Annotated in this window: 16 protein-coding genes, 2 tRNA genes and 1 pseudogene; 8 read left to right on the top strand and 11 right to left on the bottom strand. The window is 66.1% G+C overall.

The features are described 5' to 3' along the window. Nucleotides 1–408: 408 nt before the first annotated feature. The 5 genes from Q0D93_RS11775 to Q0D93_RS11795 form a co-directional block, all read right to left on the bottom strand. Entirely contained in the window at nucleotides 409–807 is a 399-nt protein-coding gene (locus Q0D93_RS11775; RefSeq protein WP_294394459.1) for an EVE domain-containing protein, read from the bottom strand. Further along, complete coding sequence (locus Q0D93_RS11780) at nucleotides 804–1,217, bottom strand: PaaI family thioesterase (protein WP_366510280.1); 414 nt, start codon at nucleotides 1,215–1,217, stop codon at nucleotides 804–806. Before Q0D93_RS11780 ends, Q0D93_RS11775 begins: the two co-directional genes overlap by 4 nt. Further along, a complete protein-coding gene (locus Q0D93_RS11785) occupies nucleotides 1,214–1,660 on the bottom strand; it encodes a PaaI family thioesterase (protein WP_294394460.1) in 447 nt (148 codons plus the stop codon). The genes Q0D93_RS11780 and Q0D93_RS11785 overlap by 4 nt, the downstream gene beginning before the upstream one ends. Before the next feature lie 394 nt (nucleotides 1,661–2,054). After that, the gene (clpA, locus tag Q0D93_RS11790; RefSeq protein WP_294394461.1) at nucleotides 2,055–4,367 is read right to left on the bottom strand and encodes an ATP-dependent Clp protease ATP-binding subunit ClpA; all 2,313 of its coding nucleotides are present in this window, start codon (nucleotides 4,365–4,367) and stop codon (nucleotides 2,055–2,057) included. A gap of 120 nt (nucleotides 4,368–4,487) precedes the next feature. Continuing rightward, the gene (locus Q0D93_RS11795) at nucleotides 4,488–4,682 is read right to left on the bottom strand and encodes a DUF1192 domain-containing protein (protein ID WP_294394463.1); all 195 of its coding nucleotides are present in this window, start codon (nucleotides 4,680–4,682) and stop codon (nucleotides 4,488–4,490) included. 110 nt (nucleotides 4,683–4,792) lie between these two features. On the opposite strand from Q0D93_RS11795, the gene Q0D93_RS11800 reads away from it, so the two are divergent. Continuing rightward, on the top strand, nucleotides 4,793–5,836 hold the full coding sequence (locus Q0D93_RS11800) for an NAD(P)H-quinone oxidoreductase (RefSeq protein WP_294394465.1): 1,044 nt from the start codon (nucleotides 4,793–4,795) through the stop codon (nucleotides 5,834–5,836). A gap of 117 nt (nucleotides 5,837–5,953) precedes the next feature. Here Q0D93_RS11800 and Q0D93_RS11805 read toward each other — a convergent pair whose 3' ends face one another. Continuing rightward, the gene (locus Q0D93_RS11805) at nucleotides 5,954–6,760 is read right to left on the bottom strand and encodes a PEPxxWA-CTERM sorting domain-containing protein (protein WP_294394466.1); all 807 of its coding nucleotides are present in this window, start codon (nucleotides 6,758–6,760) and stop codon (nucleotides 5,954–5,956) included. Nucleotides 6,761–7,139: 379 nt separating this feature from the next. Here Q0D93_RS11805 and Q0D93_RS11810 point away from each other — a divergent pair, with 379 nt between their 5' ends. Further along, nucleotides 7,140–7,664: an FxDxF family PEP-CTERM protein gene (locus tag Q0D93_RS11810; RefSeq protein ID WP_294394467.1), complete on the top strand. Its 525-nt coding sequence runs from the start codon at nucleotides 7,140–7,142 to the stop codon at nucleotides 7,662–7,664. A 651-nt stretch (nucleotides 7,665–8,315) separates the two neighbouring features. Here the strand turns inward: Q0D93_RS11810 and Q0D93_RS11815 are convergent. Next, a complete protein-coding gene (locus Q0D93_RS11815; RefSeq protein ID WP_294394469.1) occupies nucleotides 8,316–10,673 on the bottom strand; it encodes a TonB-dependent receptor in 2,358 nt (785 codons plus the stop codon). Between the two features lie 262 nt (nucleotides 10,674–10,935). Between Q0D93_RS11815 and Q0D93_RS11820 the strand changes: the two genes are divergently transcribed. The 5 genes from Q0D93_RS11820 (at nucleotide 10,936) to Q0D93_RS11840 (ending at nucleotide 14,525) form a co-directional block, all read left to right on the top strand. Next, nucleotides 10,936–12,594 carry a M28 family metallopeptidase gene (locus Q0D93_RS11820; protein WP_294394470.1) on the top strand — a complete coding sequence of 553 codons (1,659 nt, stop codon included), beginning with the start codon at nucleotides 10,936–10,938 and terminating at the stop codon, nucleotides 12,592–12,594. 100 nt (nucleotides 12,595–12,694) lie between these two features. Then, on the top strand, nucleotides 12,695–13,162 hold the full coding sequence (locus Q0D93_RS11825) for a sigma factor-like helix-turn-helix DNA-binding protein (RefSeq protein ID WP_294394471.1): 468 nt from the start codon (nucleotides 12,695–12,697) through the stop codon (nucleotides 13,160–13,162). Between the two features lie 36 nt (nucleotides 13,163–13,198). Further along, entirely contained in the window at nucleotides 13,199–13,528 is a 330-nt protein-coding gene (locus tag Q0D93_RS11830) for a hypothetical protein (RefSeq protein WP_294394473.1), read from the top strand. 26 nt (nucleotides 13,529–13,554) lie between these two features. Further along, nucleotides 13,555–14,040 (top strand): hypothetical protein, encoded by a 486-nt coding sequence (locus Q0D93_RS11835; RefSeq protein WP_294394475.1) that lies wholly within the window; start codon nucleotides 13,555–13,557, stop codon nucleotides 14,038–14,040. A 53-nt stretch (nucleotides 14,041–14,093) separates the two neighbouring features. Further along, nucleotides 14,094–14,525 (top strand): hypothetical protein, encoded by a 432-nt coding sequence (locus Q0D93_RS11840; RefSeq protein ID WP_294394477.1) that lies wholly within the window; start codon nucleotides 14,094–14,096, stop codon nucleotides 14,523–14,525. Here the strand turns inward: Q0D93_RS11840 and Q0D93_RS11845 are convergent. Together Q0D93_RS11845 and Q0D93_RS11850 are read right to left on the bottom strand one after the other, a co-directional pair. Continuing rightward, nucleotides 14,464–14,646: a hypothetical protein gene (locus Q0D93_RS11845; RefSeq protein ID WP_294394479.1), complete on the bottom strand. Its 183-nt coding sequence runs from the start codon at nucleotides 14,644–14,646 to the stop codon at nucleotides 14,464–14,466. The genes Q0D93_RS11840 and Q0D93_RS11845 overlap by 62 nt on opposite strands. A gap of 50 nt (nucleotides 14,647–14,696) precedes the next feature. Further along, nucleotides 14,697–14,770: transfer RNA gene (locus Q0D93_RS11850), tRNA-Gly, on the bottom strand. A gap of 237 nt (nucleotides 14,771–15,007) precedes the next feature. Between Q0D93_RS11850 and Q0D93_RS11855 the strand changes: the two genes are divergently transcribed. Then, nucleotides 15,008–15,093: transfer RNA gene (locus Q0D93_RS11855), tRNA-Tyr, on the top strand. A gap of 35 nt (nucleotides 15,094–15,128) precedes the next feature. Here Q0D93_RS11855 and Q0D93_RS11860 read toward each other — a convergent pair. Both Q0D93_RS11860 and Q0D93_RS11865 read right to left on the bottom strand, forming a co-directional pair. After that, nucleotides 15,129–16,778 (bottom strand): TadG family pilus assembly protein, encoded by a 1,650-nt coding sequence (locus Q0D93_RS11860; RefSeq protein ID WP_294394485.1) that lies wholly within the window; start codon nucleotides 16,776–16,778, stop codon nucleotides 15,129–15,131. A gap of 7 nt (nucleotides 16,779–16,785) precedes the next feature. Continuing rightward, nucleotides 16,786–17,019, bottom strand: a pseudogene (locus Q0D93_RS11865) (pilus assembly protein); the annotation flags it as partial.

Here is a 17,019-nt window from a genome sequence, read left to right on the forward strand (position 1 = left end):
AACGTCATCGGCGATGACTGATCGGCATGGATTGGCGCTGCTGCTATTGCTTGCATGTCTGCTGCTGACCTTGGGCCGGCCCTAACTCCGGCGCCCGCTTGAGGCTGAACCGTGCCCGCGCCGTGACTCGCCGCCTTCCCCCGGGCCGATCACGGCTTTCCCTACCCCCCCGAATGTGCGCGACCTGCGAATAAAGCAGCCGGACTGGACCGGCAGCGACATGGTGGCGGTGCGACACGCCACCGTCGCTTCTGGTCGTCGGCACAATGTCTCGACCCAAGCAGATATCGCCCGAAATCCACAAGTCCGCAGGCAGCGCGTTGAAGCTGCTCGGCAATGCGATCAGGAGCGGCGGTGCCCCGCTTGCGCCGGATGCTCCTTGCGCTGGCTTAGCGCCCGCGCACTCCGCTAGGCGGACATCTCCAGAATGACGGCCCATTCGGCATCGCTGACCGGGCTGACCGACAGGCGCGACTGACGGATCATGCACAGGCCCGCCAGCCGCTCCTCGGCCTTCATCGCCTTCAGCGTGACCGGGTGGACGAGCGGGCGCACCGGCCAGATCTCGACCGAAACCCACTTGTCGTCGGTCGGGTCCGGCGCGGCCACGCGGGCGATCCGCACGATGCCGACCGCCTCCAGCCCGGTGACGCTGTGGTACAGCAGCCCCTCGTCACCGACCTCCATGGCCCGCAAATTGGCGGCGGCGGCATGGTTGCGGACGCCGGTCCACTCGGTCGCGCCCTCGCGGACCAGATCGTCCCAGCTGTAGGCGGCGGGTTCGGACTTCAGGATCCAGTGCTTCATCGATTCTCGGTCTGTGATGGCGTGATGGCCAGGTTCATGCGGGCGGCGGCGATGGTGCGGCCGGGATCGTCCTGCCAGGCCGTGACCGACACGTTGGCGATGCGCCCGCCGACGCGCACCACCTCGCCACAGGCATAGATGTCGGCGGGCAGGCCCGGCCGCATGAAATCGACGGTGACGGTGATCGGCTTGAAGATGGAGCGTGCTTTGTCCCCTTCCGCCAGCGTCGCGTCGATGGCGGCGATGGCGGCGATTTCCAGCAGGCCCGCCATTGCGCCGCCGTGCAGCCGATCAGGCAGCCCGACCAACCCTTCCGAATAAGGCATGACGAGCAGCGGCGCGCCACCGCGCTCGCCCGCGACGCGGATGCCCAGAAAGTCGGCATAAGGCAGCAGCGACACGACCTTCACTTGCCCACCTCCAGCAGCATGTAGGTGCCGGCAAGGTGCGCCACCGGGTCGGCGGGGTCGCCATCATGCGCCACCCCCCGGACGAACGCGACGCGGCGGGTCAGGCGATAGCATTCCGCCCGGCCCACCACCCGCTGTCCCGGCCGCGCGGGGCGAAGGTAATCCAGGCGCAGGTCCAGGGTCGCTTGCGGCAGCAGCCCACCGCGCCGGACCCACACGGCAAAGCCGCTGGCCGTATCCATCAGCGACACGATCGGTCCGGAGGCCAGGATGCCGCTGCCCGCGTCCGATACCAGCCGCCGGTCATAATCCAGCGCCAGCTCGCACCAGTCCGGCCCATGCGCGACATAGCTGAGGCCGAGCGCGACGATATGCCCCGTCCGCCGCGAAGCAAGCGCCTCCTGCGGATCGAACACGGGGGCGGGCGAAGGGGGCGACGTCATCGGCTGTCGCATATGAGAGCCCTGTTGCGGGAGCAAGGCAGCTGCGGCATCGGCCAGACGGATTGATCCGTCAGGCTACACCCTGCCCTGCCGCTGCTCCCGTCGCCCTCGCCCTTACTCCCCCTCATCCCACCCCTTGTGCTCCCGCGCAGGCGGGAGCCCAGGACGGCAGGCGACCAACGAGAGGTTCCGCGCGGCGCACGCATTGTCGCCCTGCCCGGACGCCACGCCGAGCAGAAGGCGCACCGATATCGCAACCATGAACGCCCGCAAGTGTGACGAGGAGGCTCCGGTCAAACCTCTTTTCCGCAAGGATACAAGAAGGGCAGCGACGCACCGGCTAACCGGGACGTCGCTGCCCTTTCTTCACCCGGCTTGTGGCGCGGGCCGCCTGTTACGCCTTGGCTTCGGTCCGCGGCTTGCCCTTGCGCTTCGGCTTGGGCGCGGCCGGCGTGACCTCGAAGGCGAGCGCGCCGTCCTTCATGTGGACCTTGACCTCGCCACCCTCGACCAGCTTGCCGAACAGCAGTTCCTCGGCCAGCGGCTGCTTAATCTTCTCCTGGATCAGGCGGCCCATCGGCCGCGCGCCATAGAGCTTGTCGTAGCCCTTCTCGGTCAGCCACGCCTTGGCGCCCTCATCCAGGCTGATATGCACGTCCCGGTCGGCGAGTTGCAGCTCCAGCTGGAGGATGAACTTCTCGACTACGCGGCCGATCACCGGCGTCGGCAGGTAACCGAACGGCACGATCGCATCCAGGCGGTTGCGGAATTCCGGCGTGAACATCTTCTTCACCGCCTCCTCATCCTCACCCTCGCGGGTCAGCTTGCCGAAGCCCAGCGTTTCCCGCGCCATGTCGGACGCGCCGGCATTGGTGGTCATGATCAGGATGGTGTTGCGGAAGTCGACGGTCTTGCCGTGGTGATCGGTCAGCTTGCCGTTGTCCATCACCTGCAGCAGGATGTTGAACAGGTCCGGATGGGCCTTCTCAATTTCGTCCAGCAGCAGCACCGAATGCGGGTTCTGGTCGACCGCATCGGTCAGCAGGCCGCCCTGGTCATAGCCGACATAGCCGGGAGGCGCGCCGATCAGCCGGCTGACCGAGTGACGCTCCATATATTCGGACATGTCGAACCGCTGGAGCGGGATGCCCAGGATGCTGGCCAGCTGGCGCGCCACCTCCGTCTTGCCGACGCCGGTCGGGCCGGAGAAGAGGTAGTTGCCGATCGGCTTGTCGGGATCGCGCAGGCCGGCGCGGCTGAGCTTGATCGCGGACGACAGCACCTCGATCGCCTTGTCCTGCCCGAACACGACCCGCTTCAGGTCGGTTTCCAGCAGGGCCAGCGCCTTGGTGTCGTCGGTCGACACGCTCTTCGGCGGGATGCGCGCCATGGTGGCGATCACCGCCTCGACCTCCTTGGCCGTGATCGTCTTCTTGCGCTTGGCCGGCGGCACCAGCATCTGCATCGCGCCCACTTCGTCGATCACGTCGATCGCCTTGTCGGGCAGCTTGCGGTCATTGATGTAGCGCGCGGACAATTCCACCGCCGACTTGATCGCGTCGGGCGTGTACTTGACCTTGTGATGCTCCTCGAAGGCGGAGCGCAGGCCGGTCAGGATCTTGACCGTATCCTCCACCGTCGGCTCGTTCACGTCGATCTTCTGGAAGCGCCGGAGCAACGCCCGGTCCTTCTCGAAATGATTGCGGAACTCCTTGTAGGTGGTCGAACCGATGCAGCGGATCGTCCCGCCCGACAAAGCCGGCTTCAGCAGGTTGGACGCGTCCATCGCCCCGCCGCTGGTCGCGCCAGCGCCGATCACCGTATGGATCTCGTCGATGAACAGCACCGCATGGGGCAGCTTCTCCAGCTCGTTGACGACCTGCTTCAGCCGCTCCTCGAAATCGCCGCGATAACGCGTGCCGGCCAGCAGCGCGCCCATGTCGAGCGAGTAGATGACGGCTTCCTTCAGCACGTCCGGCACCTCGCCCTCCACGATCTTGCGGGCCAGTCCCTCGGCGATGGCGGTCTTGCCGACGCCGGGATCGCCCACGTAGAGCGGATTGTTCTTGGACCGGCGGCACAGGATCTGGATGGTGCGGTCCACCTCCGGCCCGCGCCCGATCAGCGGATCGACGCGGCCCTCCTTGGCCTTGGCGTTCAGGTCGACGGTGAACTGCCGCAGCGCGCTTTCGCCCTTCTGCTTGCCTTCGCCCTTGGCGGGCTTTTCCTCGTCGGCGCCCTTCACCTCGCGTGCCTCCGTCGCCTGGCCGGCCTTGCCGACACCGTGGCTGATATAGCTCACCGCATCCAGCCGGCTCATGTCCTGCTGCTGGAGGAAATAGACGGCATAGCTTTCCCGCTCGCTGAACAGGGCGACCAGCACGTTGGCGCCGGTCACTTCCTCGCGGCCGGAGGATTGGACATGCAGGATCGCGCGCTGCACGACCCGCTGGAAACCGCTGGTGGGCGAGGGATCGTTGCCGCTCTCGGTCTTCAGCGCGTCCAGCTCGCTGTCGAGATAAGTCGCCACCGACTGGCGCAGTTCGTCGAGTTCGACGCCGCAAGCCGTCATCACCTTGCTCGCATGATCGTCCTCGATCAGCGCCAGCAGCAGATGCTCGAGCGTCGCATATTCGTGATGGCGCGAGCTGGCGGCCGTCAGCGCATTATGGAGGGTCTGTTCGAGCTCGCGGGCGAAACTGGGCATGTAATCAATACTCCCGCAGGGCAGACCGGGGTGTTGCCCTGCCGCCACACATGTGTGAACGCCCGGCCGTCCAATCAAGCTCCCCGCGACACGCGGGCCTGGAAAGGCAGGCAAAAACAATCACCGCTTGAACAGGGCCTCCGCGGTGGAGCGGTGATCCCTGGCGCGGTCGATCCGCGCGCGGGTACGGGCAATTTCCGCCTCCAGCGCGATGATTCGCGCGGCAAGTTCGTCGCCGGAAAGCGGATCGAGATCCTGCTTCATCAGCGCCGCCAGCGGATCACCGGGCTTATTCGGCGGATCGTGCAGGTCCATGGCGGGATCGTTGACCCTTCGTCCGAGTCTGTCAATGAAGGCCGCACTCAGCCTGTCATAAAGGCCGCCCCCGGCGCCGACCTGACCGCACCCATGATAAGGATATCGCGATGAGCCTTCCCGCCACCATGCTGGCGATCGATCCGGCCGAGGCCGGCGGGCCGGAGGTGCTGGTGCCGGTCGAGCGATCCGTGCCGCGCGCCGGGCCGGGCGAATTGCTGATCAAGGTGGCGGCGGCGGGCGTGAACCGGCCCGACATCCTGCAACGCGAGGGCCAATATCCGCCTCCACCGGGCGCGCCCTCCATCCTCGGGCTGGAGGTTGCGGGCGAGGTTGTGGCGCTGGGCGAGGGCGCGGACGCCCGCCTGCTTGGCCGCCCCGTCATGGCGCTGGTGTCGGGCGGCGGCTATGCCGAATATGTCGCGGCCCCGTCGGGCCAGTGCCTGGCCGTGCCGCCGGCTTTGTCGATGACGGAGGCGGCGGCGCTGCCCGAAACGCTGTTCACCGTGTGGTCCAACCTGTTCGAACGCGGTCGCGCAGCGCCGGGCGAAACCGTGCTGGTCCATGGCGGCACCAGCGGCATCGGCACGATCGCCATCCTGCTCGGCAAATTGTTCGGCCTCACCGTGATCGTCACCGCCGGCAGCGCGGACAAGTGCGCCCGTGCGCTGGACTTGGGCGCGGACCATGCGATCGACTACAGGAACGAGGATTTCGTCGAACGCGTAAGGGGCGTTGCCCCTGCCGGGGTCGACATCGTGCTCGACATGGTCGGCGGCGACTATGTCGCGCGCAATCTCGCCTGCCTGGCGGACGAAGGGCGGCATGTCTCCATCGCCGTGCAGCGCGGGGCCACCGCAGAAATTCCGCTGTGGCGGATCATGCAGAAGCGGCTGACCCTCACCGGCTCCACCCTCCGTGCGCGCGATGTCGGGTTCAAGACCGGCCTGCGCGATACGCTGGCGCGGGTGGTCTGGCCGCTTCTTTCGGCGGGACGGCTGAAGCCGGTGATCGACTGTACCTTTCCGTTCCACCAGGCCAGCCAGGCCCATGCGCGGCTGGACTCAGGCGAACACGTCGGCAAGGTCGTGCTGATGCTTGAGGACGAGGCAATCGCCGACGGCAGCACACAAGTTACCAAACAGGGTTACTGAAATCGCGTCAGGGCGGGAACTTCCCGCTAGCTCGTTGATTCTATATGCAGAGAGGATGCCTCCCCCGCCCGGTCCCCTCCCTGAGCCGGGATGGGGTGAGGCCCTCTCGGCGAGGAATCAGGCGAACAGCCGGGACGTGGCGTCATCCTTGCGACGGCGCATGGCGGCGCCGACCAGGCCGAAGCCTGCGATCATCGTCAGCCAGCTCGACGGTTCCGGCACGGCGCCGGGCACGGCATATGCGTTGCCAGCGGTCTTTACCTTGGTTTGAGCCAACTGCGTACCACCCGCGGTGGCATAGATCTGCTTCAGATTGGCCAGGTCGGTCCCGCTGGGCTTCATGTCCTGCAGCGTGCCGTTGGTGCCGAGCTTGCCGCTGGGATCGTTGGTGTAATCCATGCAGCCGCCGATATTGGCGTTCTTGTGGTTGCGGTCCGAATCCTGAAGACCCAAGGCGTTGCCGAGTTCCTGGCAGACAACCTGCGCCCGGAAGGCAGCATTATTGTATTTGGCCTGCGAGAAATAATAATCGTTCAGCTTTACAGTTGCCTTGACGATGTAGCTGCCGAGCGTCCAGACAGTGGTATATCCCATCCACCCAGTCGCGCCGTAATTGGAATTGCAGATCTGGACAGTACCCAGGCTGCCCCCGCATGCGCTGCCGGTGGTCTTGCCGGCGCTCATCACGTAATCGAGGTTGGGCGTGGTCGACCATCCGGCGGCGGCAGTAGTAACGTAGGGCGTCCACTGCGAACTGACGTTGTTGCCCAACTGAATAGCGAGCGACCCGCTACGCGCCCACTTCCATCCATTCCATGATTGCGGAAGCAAAGCTGCCGAAGCGGGTGCCGCGACAGCGCCAGCCATTGCTGAAATCAAGGCGCAGAATACCGTTCCGCGCAGCGCGGTTTTGCGTAGCAACATTACTTTCCCTCCCGGACGAACCACCCGGCAGTCCCGCCCCACCGCGGCAACTGACGATATGGTCTATGCAACGGCAGTGGTTAACATTCACTATTCGTGCGCTGGATTGTTTCTCCTGCGCGATGAACGCGGATGCAGCACGGAACCACACTGCCGATGCCGAAGCCGGCGCACGTTGCGGATACGCAACGATCATCGTTAAGTTATCTGTCCTTTCAATGAGTTCCTGCGTTAACTATGAAATTTTTGCCGCGACGCGGAACGAGATAGTTGATATGCCGTTAACTGCTCGCACAAACCGACCCACAGGGACGGCCCGTGCGCTCGTGTGGTTTTGCTGAGTGGGTCGGCATGACTGCATTCATCAGGGAGTAAGTGAATGCGTAAGGCAATCTACGGCGTCGCAGCCGTCCTCGCAGCTGTAACGGTCGCAGGCTCGGCCAATGCGGCTGCAGTGATCAACCTCGTTGACGGCACCGGTAGCTTCGCCGGCCAGGTCAACGGTGCGTTCTCCGACGAGTGGACCTTCACCACGCCGGACGACGGCATCCTCAGCGCCAGCCTGACGTCGGCCAACACCAGCGGCCGCCGCGGCATCACCTTCACGTCGGTGACCCTGAACGGCACCGACCTGACCAAGGTGTTCGCGCAGGGCGGCAACAACTATTTCGCGATCACCGATCTGCTGTCCGAGACCGGCACGCAGACCCTGCGCTTCGTCGGCAACGGCATTGGCGGCTACGGCGGATCCGTTTCGTTCAACCTGCTCGGTGACGACGGCAACCCGCAGACCCCGGACGTTCCGGAGCCCATCAGCTGGGCGATGATGGTCGGCGGCTTCGGCTTCGTCGGCACCGCGCTCCGCTCGCAGAAGCGTCAGCGCACCTCGGTGACCTTCGCCTAAGCGAAGCATTGATCGGCGAGCCCCTCGGGGCTCGCCACTGAAGGCGTGGGCGAGCGATCGCCCACGCCTTTGCTTTGTCCGAAGACCATCGCCGGACCGGGCGGCCGGACCCGCCTGGCTCCAAGCGACACAGCACAACGGCATGGCGTACCGGCGCGTGCTTTTCCCCTCATGCACAGAACGCCCTGCGTGTTTTGGGGTGATGGGGACGTGGCAACAGGGCCGTTGCCTTGGCTGCTCCACGCGGTGAGAGGCCGCATGGTTCAAGGGTTGCACGGCACAGCCGCCCTCCTGCACATCGCTCCGGATGAACACCGCTTCCACAGAGAGGGTTCACAACCCGACCGGGCTCGCGCGACGGGTCAGGCGCCTGCACGCGCGCACAATGCGCTGGCGTCCGGACGCTTGGCGGAGCGCTTCCGGGCAGCTCAAAGGAACGACAGAGCGTCTTCCTTATTGCGGCGCAGCACCAACGCTCTTGTTACGGTCCTTCCGAGAAACATGAATGAAGCTGCTCATTTCATTTCGCACGTGTATCGAATTAACCATGTTCGTCCCGGGCGGATCGTGAAAATATGTGGCAGCGCAGCACGCTCGATAGGACCAGTGTCCAAATGGCTGACTGCCATGTCGAGCAGCTTCCCACTATCCTCACCAATGCGAGCGCACGGTCATGCCGATCACACGGGGATCGCCCGGCATGCCCAGGATCAGGCCCGAATTGCCGGCCTGCACCGTCAGGTTGTCGATATAATGCGCGTCGAACAGGTTGCGGGCGAACACGCCGATCTCCCATCCCGCGCGATGCTGAAAGAACAGGCTGGCATTGGTCACCGTACGCCCTTCGATATAGGTGTAACGCGACAGGGTCGGATCGCCATAATAGCCGCTGCGGATGCTGGCGTCGGCGTGCAGCACCAGATGGGCGCCGTTCGCGACACGGTCCACGGGCAAGGCACGGTCCAGTCCGATCGTCTCCGACCAGCGCGGCAGCCCGGATAGTCTACGCCCGCTCAAGTCGCAGGCGGTGGTGGCACTGCCCTGCCGCTCCAGCGGGCAGGGGCCGGCAGGATAGTCCAGATATTCGCCGTCGGCATAAGCAACCGAGGCACGCACCGACAGATTGGCCGCGACTCGCGCGGTTGCATCTGCCTCGATCCCCCGCACCCGGACCTCGGGAATGTTGGACAGGTATCCGCGCAACGCCACCGTCTGGCTGCTGTCGACGATGGTCGCTTGGAAGTCCTTCACCGCCGTGTGGTAGGCGGCAAGATTCAGGATCAGGCGCCGATCGAACAACGTGGACTTGATCCCCGCTTCATAGGTCGTGTTCCGCTCCGGATCGACCACGGCGGTAGCCAGCACGGGGCGATTCTGCGCATCCAGCGGCAGGCCCGACATGTTGATCCCGCCCGACTTGAAGCCGCGCGCATAGCTGAGATAGCCGAGCACGCCGTCCGTCACCTGATAGGACAGGTTGGCGCGCCCCGACAGGCTGCCATCCTTGTCGCTGGCCTTATAGGATTGCGGCCGCAGGACGGACAGTTTCGCGTTGCCCAGCGCGACGTTGGCCGTGTCGAGCCCGCCGAAGACAGAGGTGTCGTAGCGCCCCTCCTTCTCTTCATAGGTGTAGCGCAGCCCCCCGGTCAGCGTCAGCCGATCGGTGACCCGGTAATTGACCTCGCCGAACGCGGCATAACTGTCGGTGGCGAAACGTGTGTCGCCATCCTGGCCATAGCCGTCGAGCAGATTGCCCGGCACCGGCGTGTTGCCCGCCCCCGTCGTCGGCCCGATCAGCCAATAGGCCGCCAATGGGCCGTAGATGGAGACGGGGTGCGCGGTGATCACCTGCCGAAAGACATAGAAACCGCCGACATAGCTCAGCCGGTGATCGCCGTTGGAGGCGATTCGCAGCTCCTGGCTATATTGGTCCTGGCGTGACGGGATACCCTGCACCAGCTGAATGGGCAGGCCGGTATAGTCGCGATCGTTCGCCGCCTTCCAGTTCCAGAAGCGCCACGCCGTGACGGAGGTCAGCGTGGCCGCACCCAGATCCCAATCGACGATGCCCGACACGCCGCCCTCGTTGGTATCGGCCCGCAGCCTGGCATCGATGTCGGTGACGCGGTCATAAGGGTTGGTACTGGGCGGCGCATAGCCGGCACCGGCCGCCAGCGCCGGATATTGGCGCGCCGCCGGACGCAGGGACGTGCCGACCCGCAGGAACAGCTGCGTACAGCAATTGCTGTCGAAATTGGTCCAGTCCGCGATCAGGCGGGCGGTTACCGTCTCGGTCGGCTTGAACAGCAATTGCCCGCGCACGGCCTGGTTGCCGATGGCGTTGTGCTTGTCGCCGGTCACGACATTGTCGATCACGCCATCGCGACCGGTGACCAGCCCCGACAGGCGGAATGCCAGCGTGTCCGCCACCAGCGGGCCCGACACGGCGGCCTTCGCCTGGAAGAAATCGTGCTCGCCATAGGTCGCCTCCGCCTGTCCTTCCCATGTGAAGCTCGGCAGGCGGGTGGTGATGGTGATCGCGCCGGCCGTGGTGTTCTTGCCGAACAGGGTGCCCTGCGGACCGCGCAGCACCTCCACCTGGTCGATGTCGGTGAAGTCGAACGCCGCCGTGGCCGGGCGGGCATGGTAGACCTGATCGACATAGAAGCCGACACCCGGCTCCAGCCCGTCGTTGGACTGGCTGACCGCCACCACGCTGGAGCCAAGGCCGCGAATCGTGATCGCGGTGTTGCGCGGATTGGCGGAGGAATAGTTCAGCGCGGGCACCAGTTGCGCCAATTGCTGCGGGTTCACCGTATAGCTCCGGTCGAGCAGGTCGCCGCCGATCACCGACAGCGACCCCGGCACGCGCTGCGCATCCTCCGCACGGCGGCGCGCGGTGACGATCACCTCGGGGAGGCCGTCCGTGTCTCCATTCCCCACGACGTCCGGCTGTGCGGCCGATCCCGGATCGGGTGCCTGGGCCAGGGCCGATGCGCTTGCTGCCATGACAGCCGCTGCGATCGTGCATGACGACATCCGCATCCTTCATCCCCCATTTCGACGTATCGCCAGATCGATCCTCGATATTCTATCGTATATCGTGGTTGGCACGACAGGGAAATGTTGTTCCAGGCAATCATGCCCCATCAGATAGGCCGGAGAGACCAAGCGTGCTTTTCGGGCAACGCCGCGGCACCCGTGTCCGATCGTCGCGCGGGCTGCACGGCTGGCGGTTGTAAAAGGACAGGGGCGCTGACACGATGCATACATGAGCAAACGCCTCCCCCTCCTCGCCGCCCTGTTCGCAACCACCGCCATCGCGCAGATCGCCCCGCAATTCGACGCCGCGCGCCTCAGCCAGCATGTGAAAATGCTCGCCTCCGACGCGTTCGAGGGTCGCGGCCCCGCCACCGCCGGGGAAACCAAGACGGTCGACTATGTCGTCCAGCAGATGAAGGCCGCCGGATTGCAGCCGGGTGGCGAGATCAGGAACGGCAAGCGCGGCTGGACGCAGGACGTGCCGCTGCTGAAATCCTCCATCGTCGGCGCGCCCCGCTTGACCCTGTTTACCGGCGGCGCGGCCATGCCGCTGATCCAGGGCGACCAGATCGCGGTGCGCGCCGCCATGACCGGGCAGAAGCATGTCACGCTGAAGGATGTGCCGCTGGTGTTCGCGGGCTATGGCGTGTCCGCGCCGGAGCGGAAGTGGGACGACTTCAAGGGTGTGGATGTGCGCGGCAAGCTGATCGTCGTGCTGATCAACGATCCCGATTTCGAAGCGGGCATGAAGGGGCAGGACGGCGCGTTCGGCGGCAAGGCCATGACCTATTATGGTCGGTGGACCTACAAATATGAACAGGCTGCCCGGCTGGGTGCGGCCGGCGTGCTGATCGTGCACGAAACCGCGCCGGCTTCCTACGGCTGGAACACGGTCAAGAATTCCAACACCAACACCATGTTCGACATCGTCCGCAAGGATGCGGCGACCGTGCACACGCCTTTCGAAAGCTGGATCCAGCGCGACTTGGCGGTAAAGCTGTTCAAGGATTCGGGCCTGGATTTCGATGTCGCAAAGAAGGCGGCGCAGTCGCCCGATTTCCGGCCGATTCCGCTCAAGGCGACGCTGTCGGCCGATTACGGCGTCGATGCCAACGTCATCACCTCGCACAATGTCGCGGGCATGCTGACCGGCGCCAAGCACCCGGACGAGCTGGTCATCTACTCCGCGCATTGGGACCATCTGGGCGTGGGGCAGCCCGACGCGCGCGGCGACCGCATCTATAACGGCGCGGTCGACAATGCGACCGGCACTGCCGCCCTGTTCGAAATGGGCCGCGCCTTCGCTTCCGCCCCACGCACCGATCGCTCGATCCTGTTCCTGGCGGTGACGGCGGAGGAAAAGGGTCTGCTCGGCTCCGAATATTATGCCGCCAATCCGCTTTTCCCGCTGGCCAAGACGGCGGGCGTCATCAACACCGATGCGCTGGATCCGTTCGGGCGGGCCCGCAACTTCACCATCTCCGGCGTCGCCAAGCTCGACCTGCTCGACCGGCTGGTGGCGGCGGGCCAGGCGCGCGGCCGCACCTACACCCCCGATCCGCATACGGAAGCCGGCGGCTTCTACCGGTCGGACCATTTCCCGTTCGCCAAGCGCGGCGTGCCCGCCATCTCGTTCGGATCGGGCAACGACCTGGTCAATGGCGGGACCGAACGTGGCGAGGCGCTGGGCAAGGCCTATACCGACGCCAAATATCACCAGCCGGCGGACGAATGGTCGGAGGATTGGGACCTGTCCGGCATGACCGACGATCTCGGCCTGCTCTACACGGTCGGCCGTGACCTCGCGAACGGGCGCGACTGGCCGAACTGGAGCGCGGACAGCGAATTCCGCGCGACGCGCGACGCGACCGCCGCCCAGCGCAGGTAAGCGACCGCAACGGAGCCGTCGCCGGCGCATCAGCGTCGCGACGGCTCGCCATTGCGATAGCCGTTCCACTCGCACCCACCGCAGAGTAGAGAGCGCGCCCATGGTGGCTGATCCGACCCACGCGCTGAGCGACCTCGAAAAAGAGGTACTGCGCCTGTTCATGACCGTGTCCGACCAGAAGGAGCTGGCGCGTCGCATCGGCCGCAGCCCCGCGACGGTCGAGCAGCGGCTGGCCCGCGCGCGCCGCAAGCTGGGCGTCGGCCGCAGCATTGATGCCGCCCTGCTGCTCGCCCAGCATGAGGGCGGCGGCACGTATGGAACGGCCATATATGGGGAAACCCTACATGGCGGCGAACCCGAATCCGGGGTGAACGCGGCGCCGTCGAGGGAGTTGGACGGCACACATGCCTTCACGCTCTTCCCCACGAGGGGGCGGCCCTGGAACAGCCTGCCTGCATGGCTGCGCCTTGTGATGATCGTGGGCGGCGTGCTCGCCCTGATGATCGCAACGGTCGCGGCCCTGTCCATCGGACAGGCGCTGACCAGCATCGTTCGGCAGCTACAATAAGAGGGGGCCGTGCCGCCATGGCACGGGCAAGGATCAATGGCTGCTCACACCCATATCGTTTCCCCGATCAACGCGCCGTCGCGCGGCCGCCGTGTTCAGATCGGCATCAACGACCTGAAGACCACCATCGACGGTGCGCTGGTGGATGGCGGCAAGTTGATGGGTGACATCATCACTGCCGGACAGCAGGCAGGCACCCTGCCGCAGACCAGCCAGCGCGCGATCGAGCGGATGCACGAATGCCTGCGCGCGGGCATCGAGATGCGCGCGCTGGCGATCGCCACGCACCACGACCTGCGCAAGATCATGGGCCAGACCGACCTGGAAGCGGTCGGCTTCGGCGATCTTGGTCATAGCCCGGTTTAATATGCGACGCGGTAGGGGGTAACCGCGTGGCGTACCACCAGTTCGTTTTCCTGATTCTGTGGGCAGGCGCCTGCGGCTATGCCGCCTGGCGCGGGGGTGCCCCGGAGCGCATTGCCGCGGCGGCGATCCTGCTAGCCGCCACGGGAACGCGTTGGGCCGACGAACTGGTGGCGCCTTATGAGTCCGTGGTCGGGGGCGTGCTGCTGATCGATCTGGTGCTGCTGGGCATATTGCTCTGGCTGGCGCTGGCGAGCACGCGTTTCTGGCCGATGCTGATGACCAGCATGCATATGTGCGGACTGCTGGGCCACCTTTCCAAACCACTGGGACCGGAAATCATCCCGAAGGCCTATTATGCCTCCGTGGCCTTTTGGGGATTTCCGGTCGTCCTGTTGCTGGCGGTTGCGACATGGCGCCACCGGCGGCGTCTCGCCCGGTACGGGGTCGATTATGCCTGGACGCGGGATCTGCCTGATTCATATCGGGCGGGGGGCTCCGCCCGGCCCAAATAGACCCACCCACAAACCCACCATGTCCGTCCGCTGTTCAGATTTCGGAGCAAAGCGTGCCCGGTCCCAAACATTTCGCGCCTTCCGCGTCGGACGGCGCGCCGCCTGATTGCGAAATTCGCTTTGCCGCGCGCCTGCTGGATGCGCGCAAGGCATTCGGCGAGGCGTTCACCCCCCTGCTCTTCTGCAATCCGCCGCTCGACATCCTGCTCGACCTGTTCGTCGCCGGCAGCAAAGGACGGCCAGTGCTCGACGCCTGCCTGTCGGCGGGTGTGCCGCAAAGTGTGGCGCTCCGCTGGCTGACCTGCCTGCAGGGGGAAGGATTGGTGGTGGAAGTCGACGATCCCGATCGCGGTCGCGATCGCCAGACGCTGATCCGCCTGACCGAACGAACGCGCGAATCGGTCCGCGACTATCTGCGGCACCTCATAGCGGGGCGGGATCCGTCACCCGGGTCCGCGCGCGATGCTCCGCCTTCAGCAGGTTGAGCGCCAGGTCGACATGCGGCAGCGCGACGCCGCCGACATCATGATCGTCGCACAGCGCCAGCACGTGGCGCAGCGACGCAATCGCCTCGCGGTAGATCGTGTTCGCATCAGCCTCACGCATGACGCACTCCTTGCACGCAAACAGCCCCCGCAATGGCGCATGGTCGGCGGTGGAGCGGGCAACGGGAATCGAACCCGCATCACAAGCTTGGAAGGCTAGTGCTCTACCATTGAGCTATGCCCGCATCGCCAACGTCTTAACCGCCTGACGGCCGCACCGTCGATGGCGGTGGTTCGCACCCGCCCGCGATGGTGTGCGGCAAGTGCCACCAGAGTGCCCTTGCCGTCAACCTCCCGATGATGGCCCCCTTCCTTGCGGGCCCGGATGGCGAATGCGATTGTTGTGCAACCACGGCATGGATGCCGTTGACAGCCGCGCTTTGCTTCGCCAAAGACGCGCCTCCCCACCGGGGCGCGCCTTTGGACAGGTGGCCGAGTGGTTAAAGGCAGCAGACTGTAAATCTGCCCGTGCAAGCGTACGCTGGTTCGAATCCAGCCCTGTCCACCACCGCCCCGGCGGGACTTCTCTTCCCTCCCCCCGGATCAGGCGACCAGGGCGGCACTGCCGCACCGGACGCCGTTGATCTGCACGTCGGCCTCGCCCAGGTGGATGCCGAGTGCGTCCAGCAAGGGCTGGATCACGCCGTCCAGCACGGGCGCGGCCGCCGTCAGAACCGGGCGGAGCGCGGCGAGGATCGGCGAGACGCTTAGCGTGATCGGCCCGATCGACACCGACAGGTTGGCCCCGCTCACCAGCGAACTGGCCAGCGCCCGCACCGCTCCCGCTGCGCGCACCGTCTTGGTCGCGCGGTTGGCCAAGTCGGCGTCGTTGAAGGTGATGGTCTGCCAGTCCGCCGCGGACAGCGTGACGCGCGCGTTCCCCTGCACGCGCGCGACCGCCAGGTCCACCAGCATCGCCGGGCTTTCTACCACCGGCTGTCTCATGTCGGGCAAGGCACCCGGCGGCACCTCGGCCAGGGATGCATGGCCGATCGAGGGCAAGGCCTGGATGGTGACGGAGCGTGCGCCACCCGCGCAACTCAGCGCGGTCAGCTTCGCCTGCGCCTCTGCCAGCTCCACGTAGAGCGGCAGCCGCACGCCGCCGACGCCGAGCGCCGCCAGCGCCGCCGAACCGGGCAGCGACGCGGTCACATAGAGGCGGGTCTGCGCGGTCCGCACGATCGTCTCGCCCGGCCGCGTCAGCGCCAGCCACGGCGACGCGGCACTGCGCTCCCCCATGTTCAGAATCGCGGAAACGGAGGACAGTCCGGGGGCTGCGCTGCCGAGATCGAGCGCAACCTGATTCGACTTGCCGCCGATCTGCAAAATCGTTTCCAGCAGGCTGTAGGCGTTGACCATCACCGCCGGTGTCCCTGCCACTTCGTCCTGCTTGCCGAGCGCGCCCAGGTTCATCAGAGGCACGAGGGTCATCGCCGTCGACGGCGCCGCCCCGGCGATCTTGGCGACGGCGGCCGCACCCGCCGCCTGCCCGCGCGCCGCCAGCACGGACGACAGGGCCTTCAGCGCGTGGGGCAAGGTCGTGCTCGTCGCCAGGGTCTGGTCGAACGACGCGGCGGTCAGCCCCAATTCGGTCCGAAGCGCGGCGACATAGGCCAGCGCATCCACCTCCCCGCCGATCAGGGCGCCATAATCGCCCGCTGTCAGCGACACGGTCGTACCCGTCAGCCCGCCGAGCAGCTGGTTGAGCACGCCTTCATTCACCGACGCCAGCCGCGACCCGATCGAAAAGGCCGCCATGTCGACCCGCGTCGCGATGGCCGACCGGCTCAGCTGCACCGTCCTGATCCCGAATACGCCGCCGAAATAGGTCGGCACCGCCTCTGTCAGGATGACCTTGGCGGCATTGGGCGACGTAATGGCGGGGGAGAAGCGCGCGGGCACCGGCAGCTTGGGGTCGGGCGTCCAGTTGCCGGTGGTGACCGCCGGCGTGACCGGCCCGGTCCAGCGCACGCCCGCGACGACGACCTTGGCGGCATCCATCGGCGCCGACAGCCGAACCGCCGCCGCCAGCGCGGCGCTGTCCGCCGCGCCCTGCAGCTTGCGTGATTCGAAAAAGATGCTGCCAAGGTCCACCGCCAGCGTGGCCGCGCCGACGACCATGGCGATCGACAGGGCCGCCAGGATGGCGACGCCGCCGCGATGGCAGCGCAGCAGAACACGCGCCGTGCGCATCCCCCGATCAGAAGCCGCCCATGCGTGCCGCGGCCGCCCGCCGGATGGTCGTGGACGGCACCGGCAGCAGGCTCATCTTCAGGAAGCCGTCGCCGCTGCCGTCATAATCCAGGTTCACGGTGACTGTGTCCGCCTTTTCCGTGACCGTGGTGACGACGCGGGCGGCATCCAGCCCACCCATCTGCGCCAGCTCCGCCGACACGGTGGCAAGCGCCAGCGTCTGCCGCTCGATCATCGTAAG

It is taken from the genome of uncultured Sphingomonas sp., assembly GCF_934560975.1.
Classification (GTDB): domain Bacteria; phylum Pseudomonadota; class Alphaproteobacteria; order Sphingomonadales; family Sphingomonadaceae; genus Sphingomonas_I.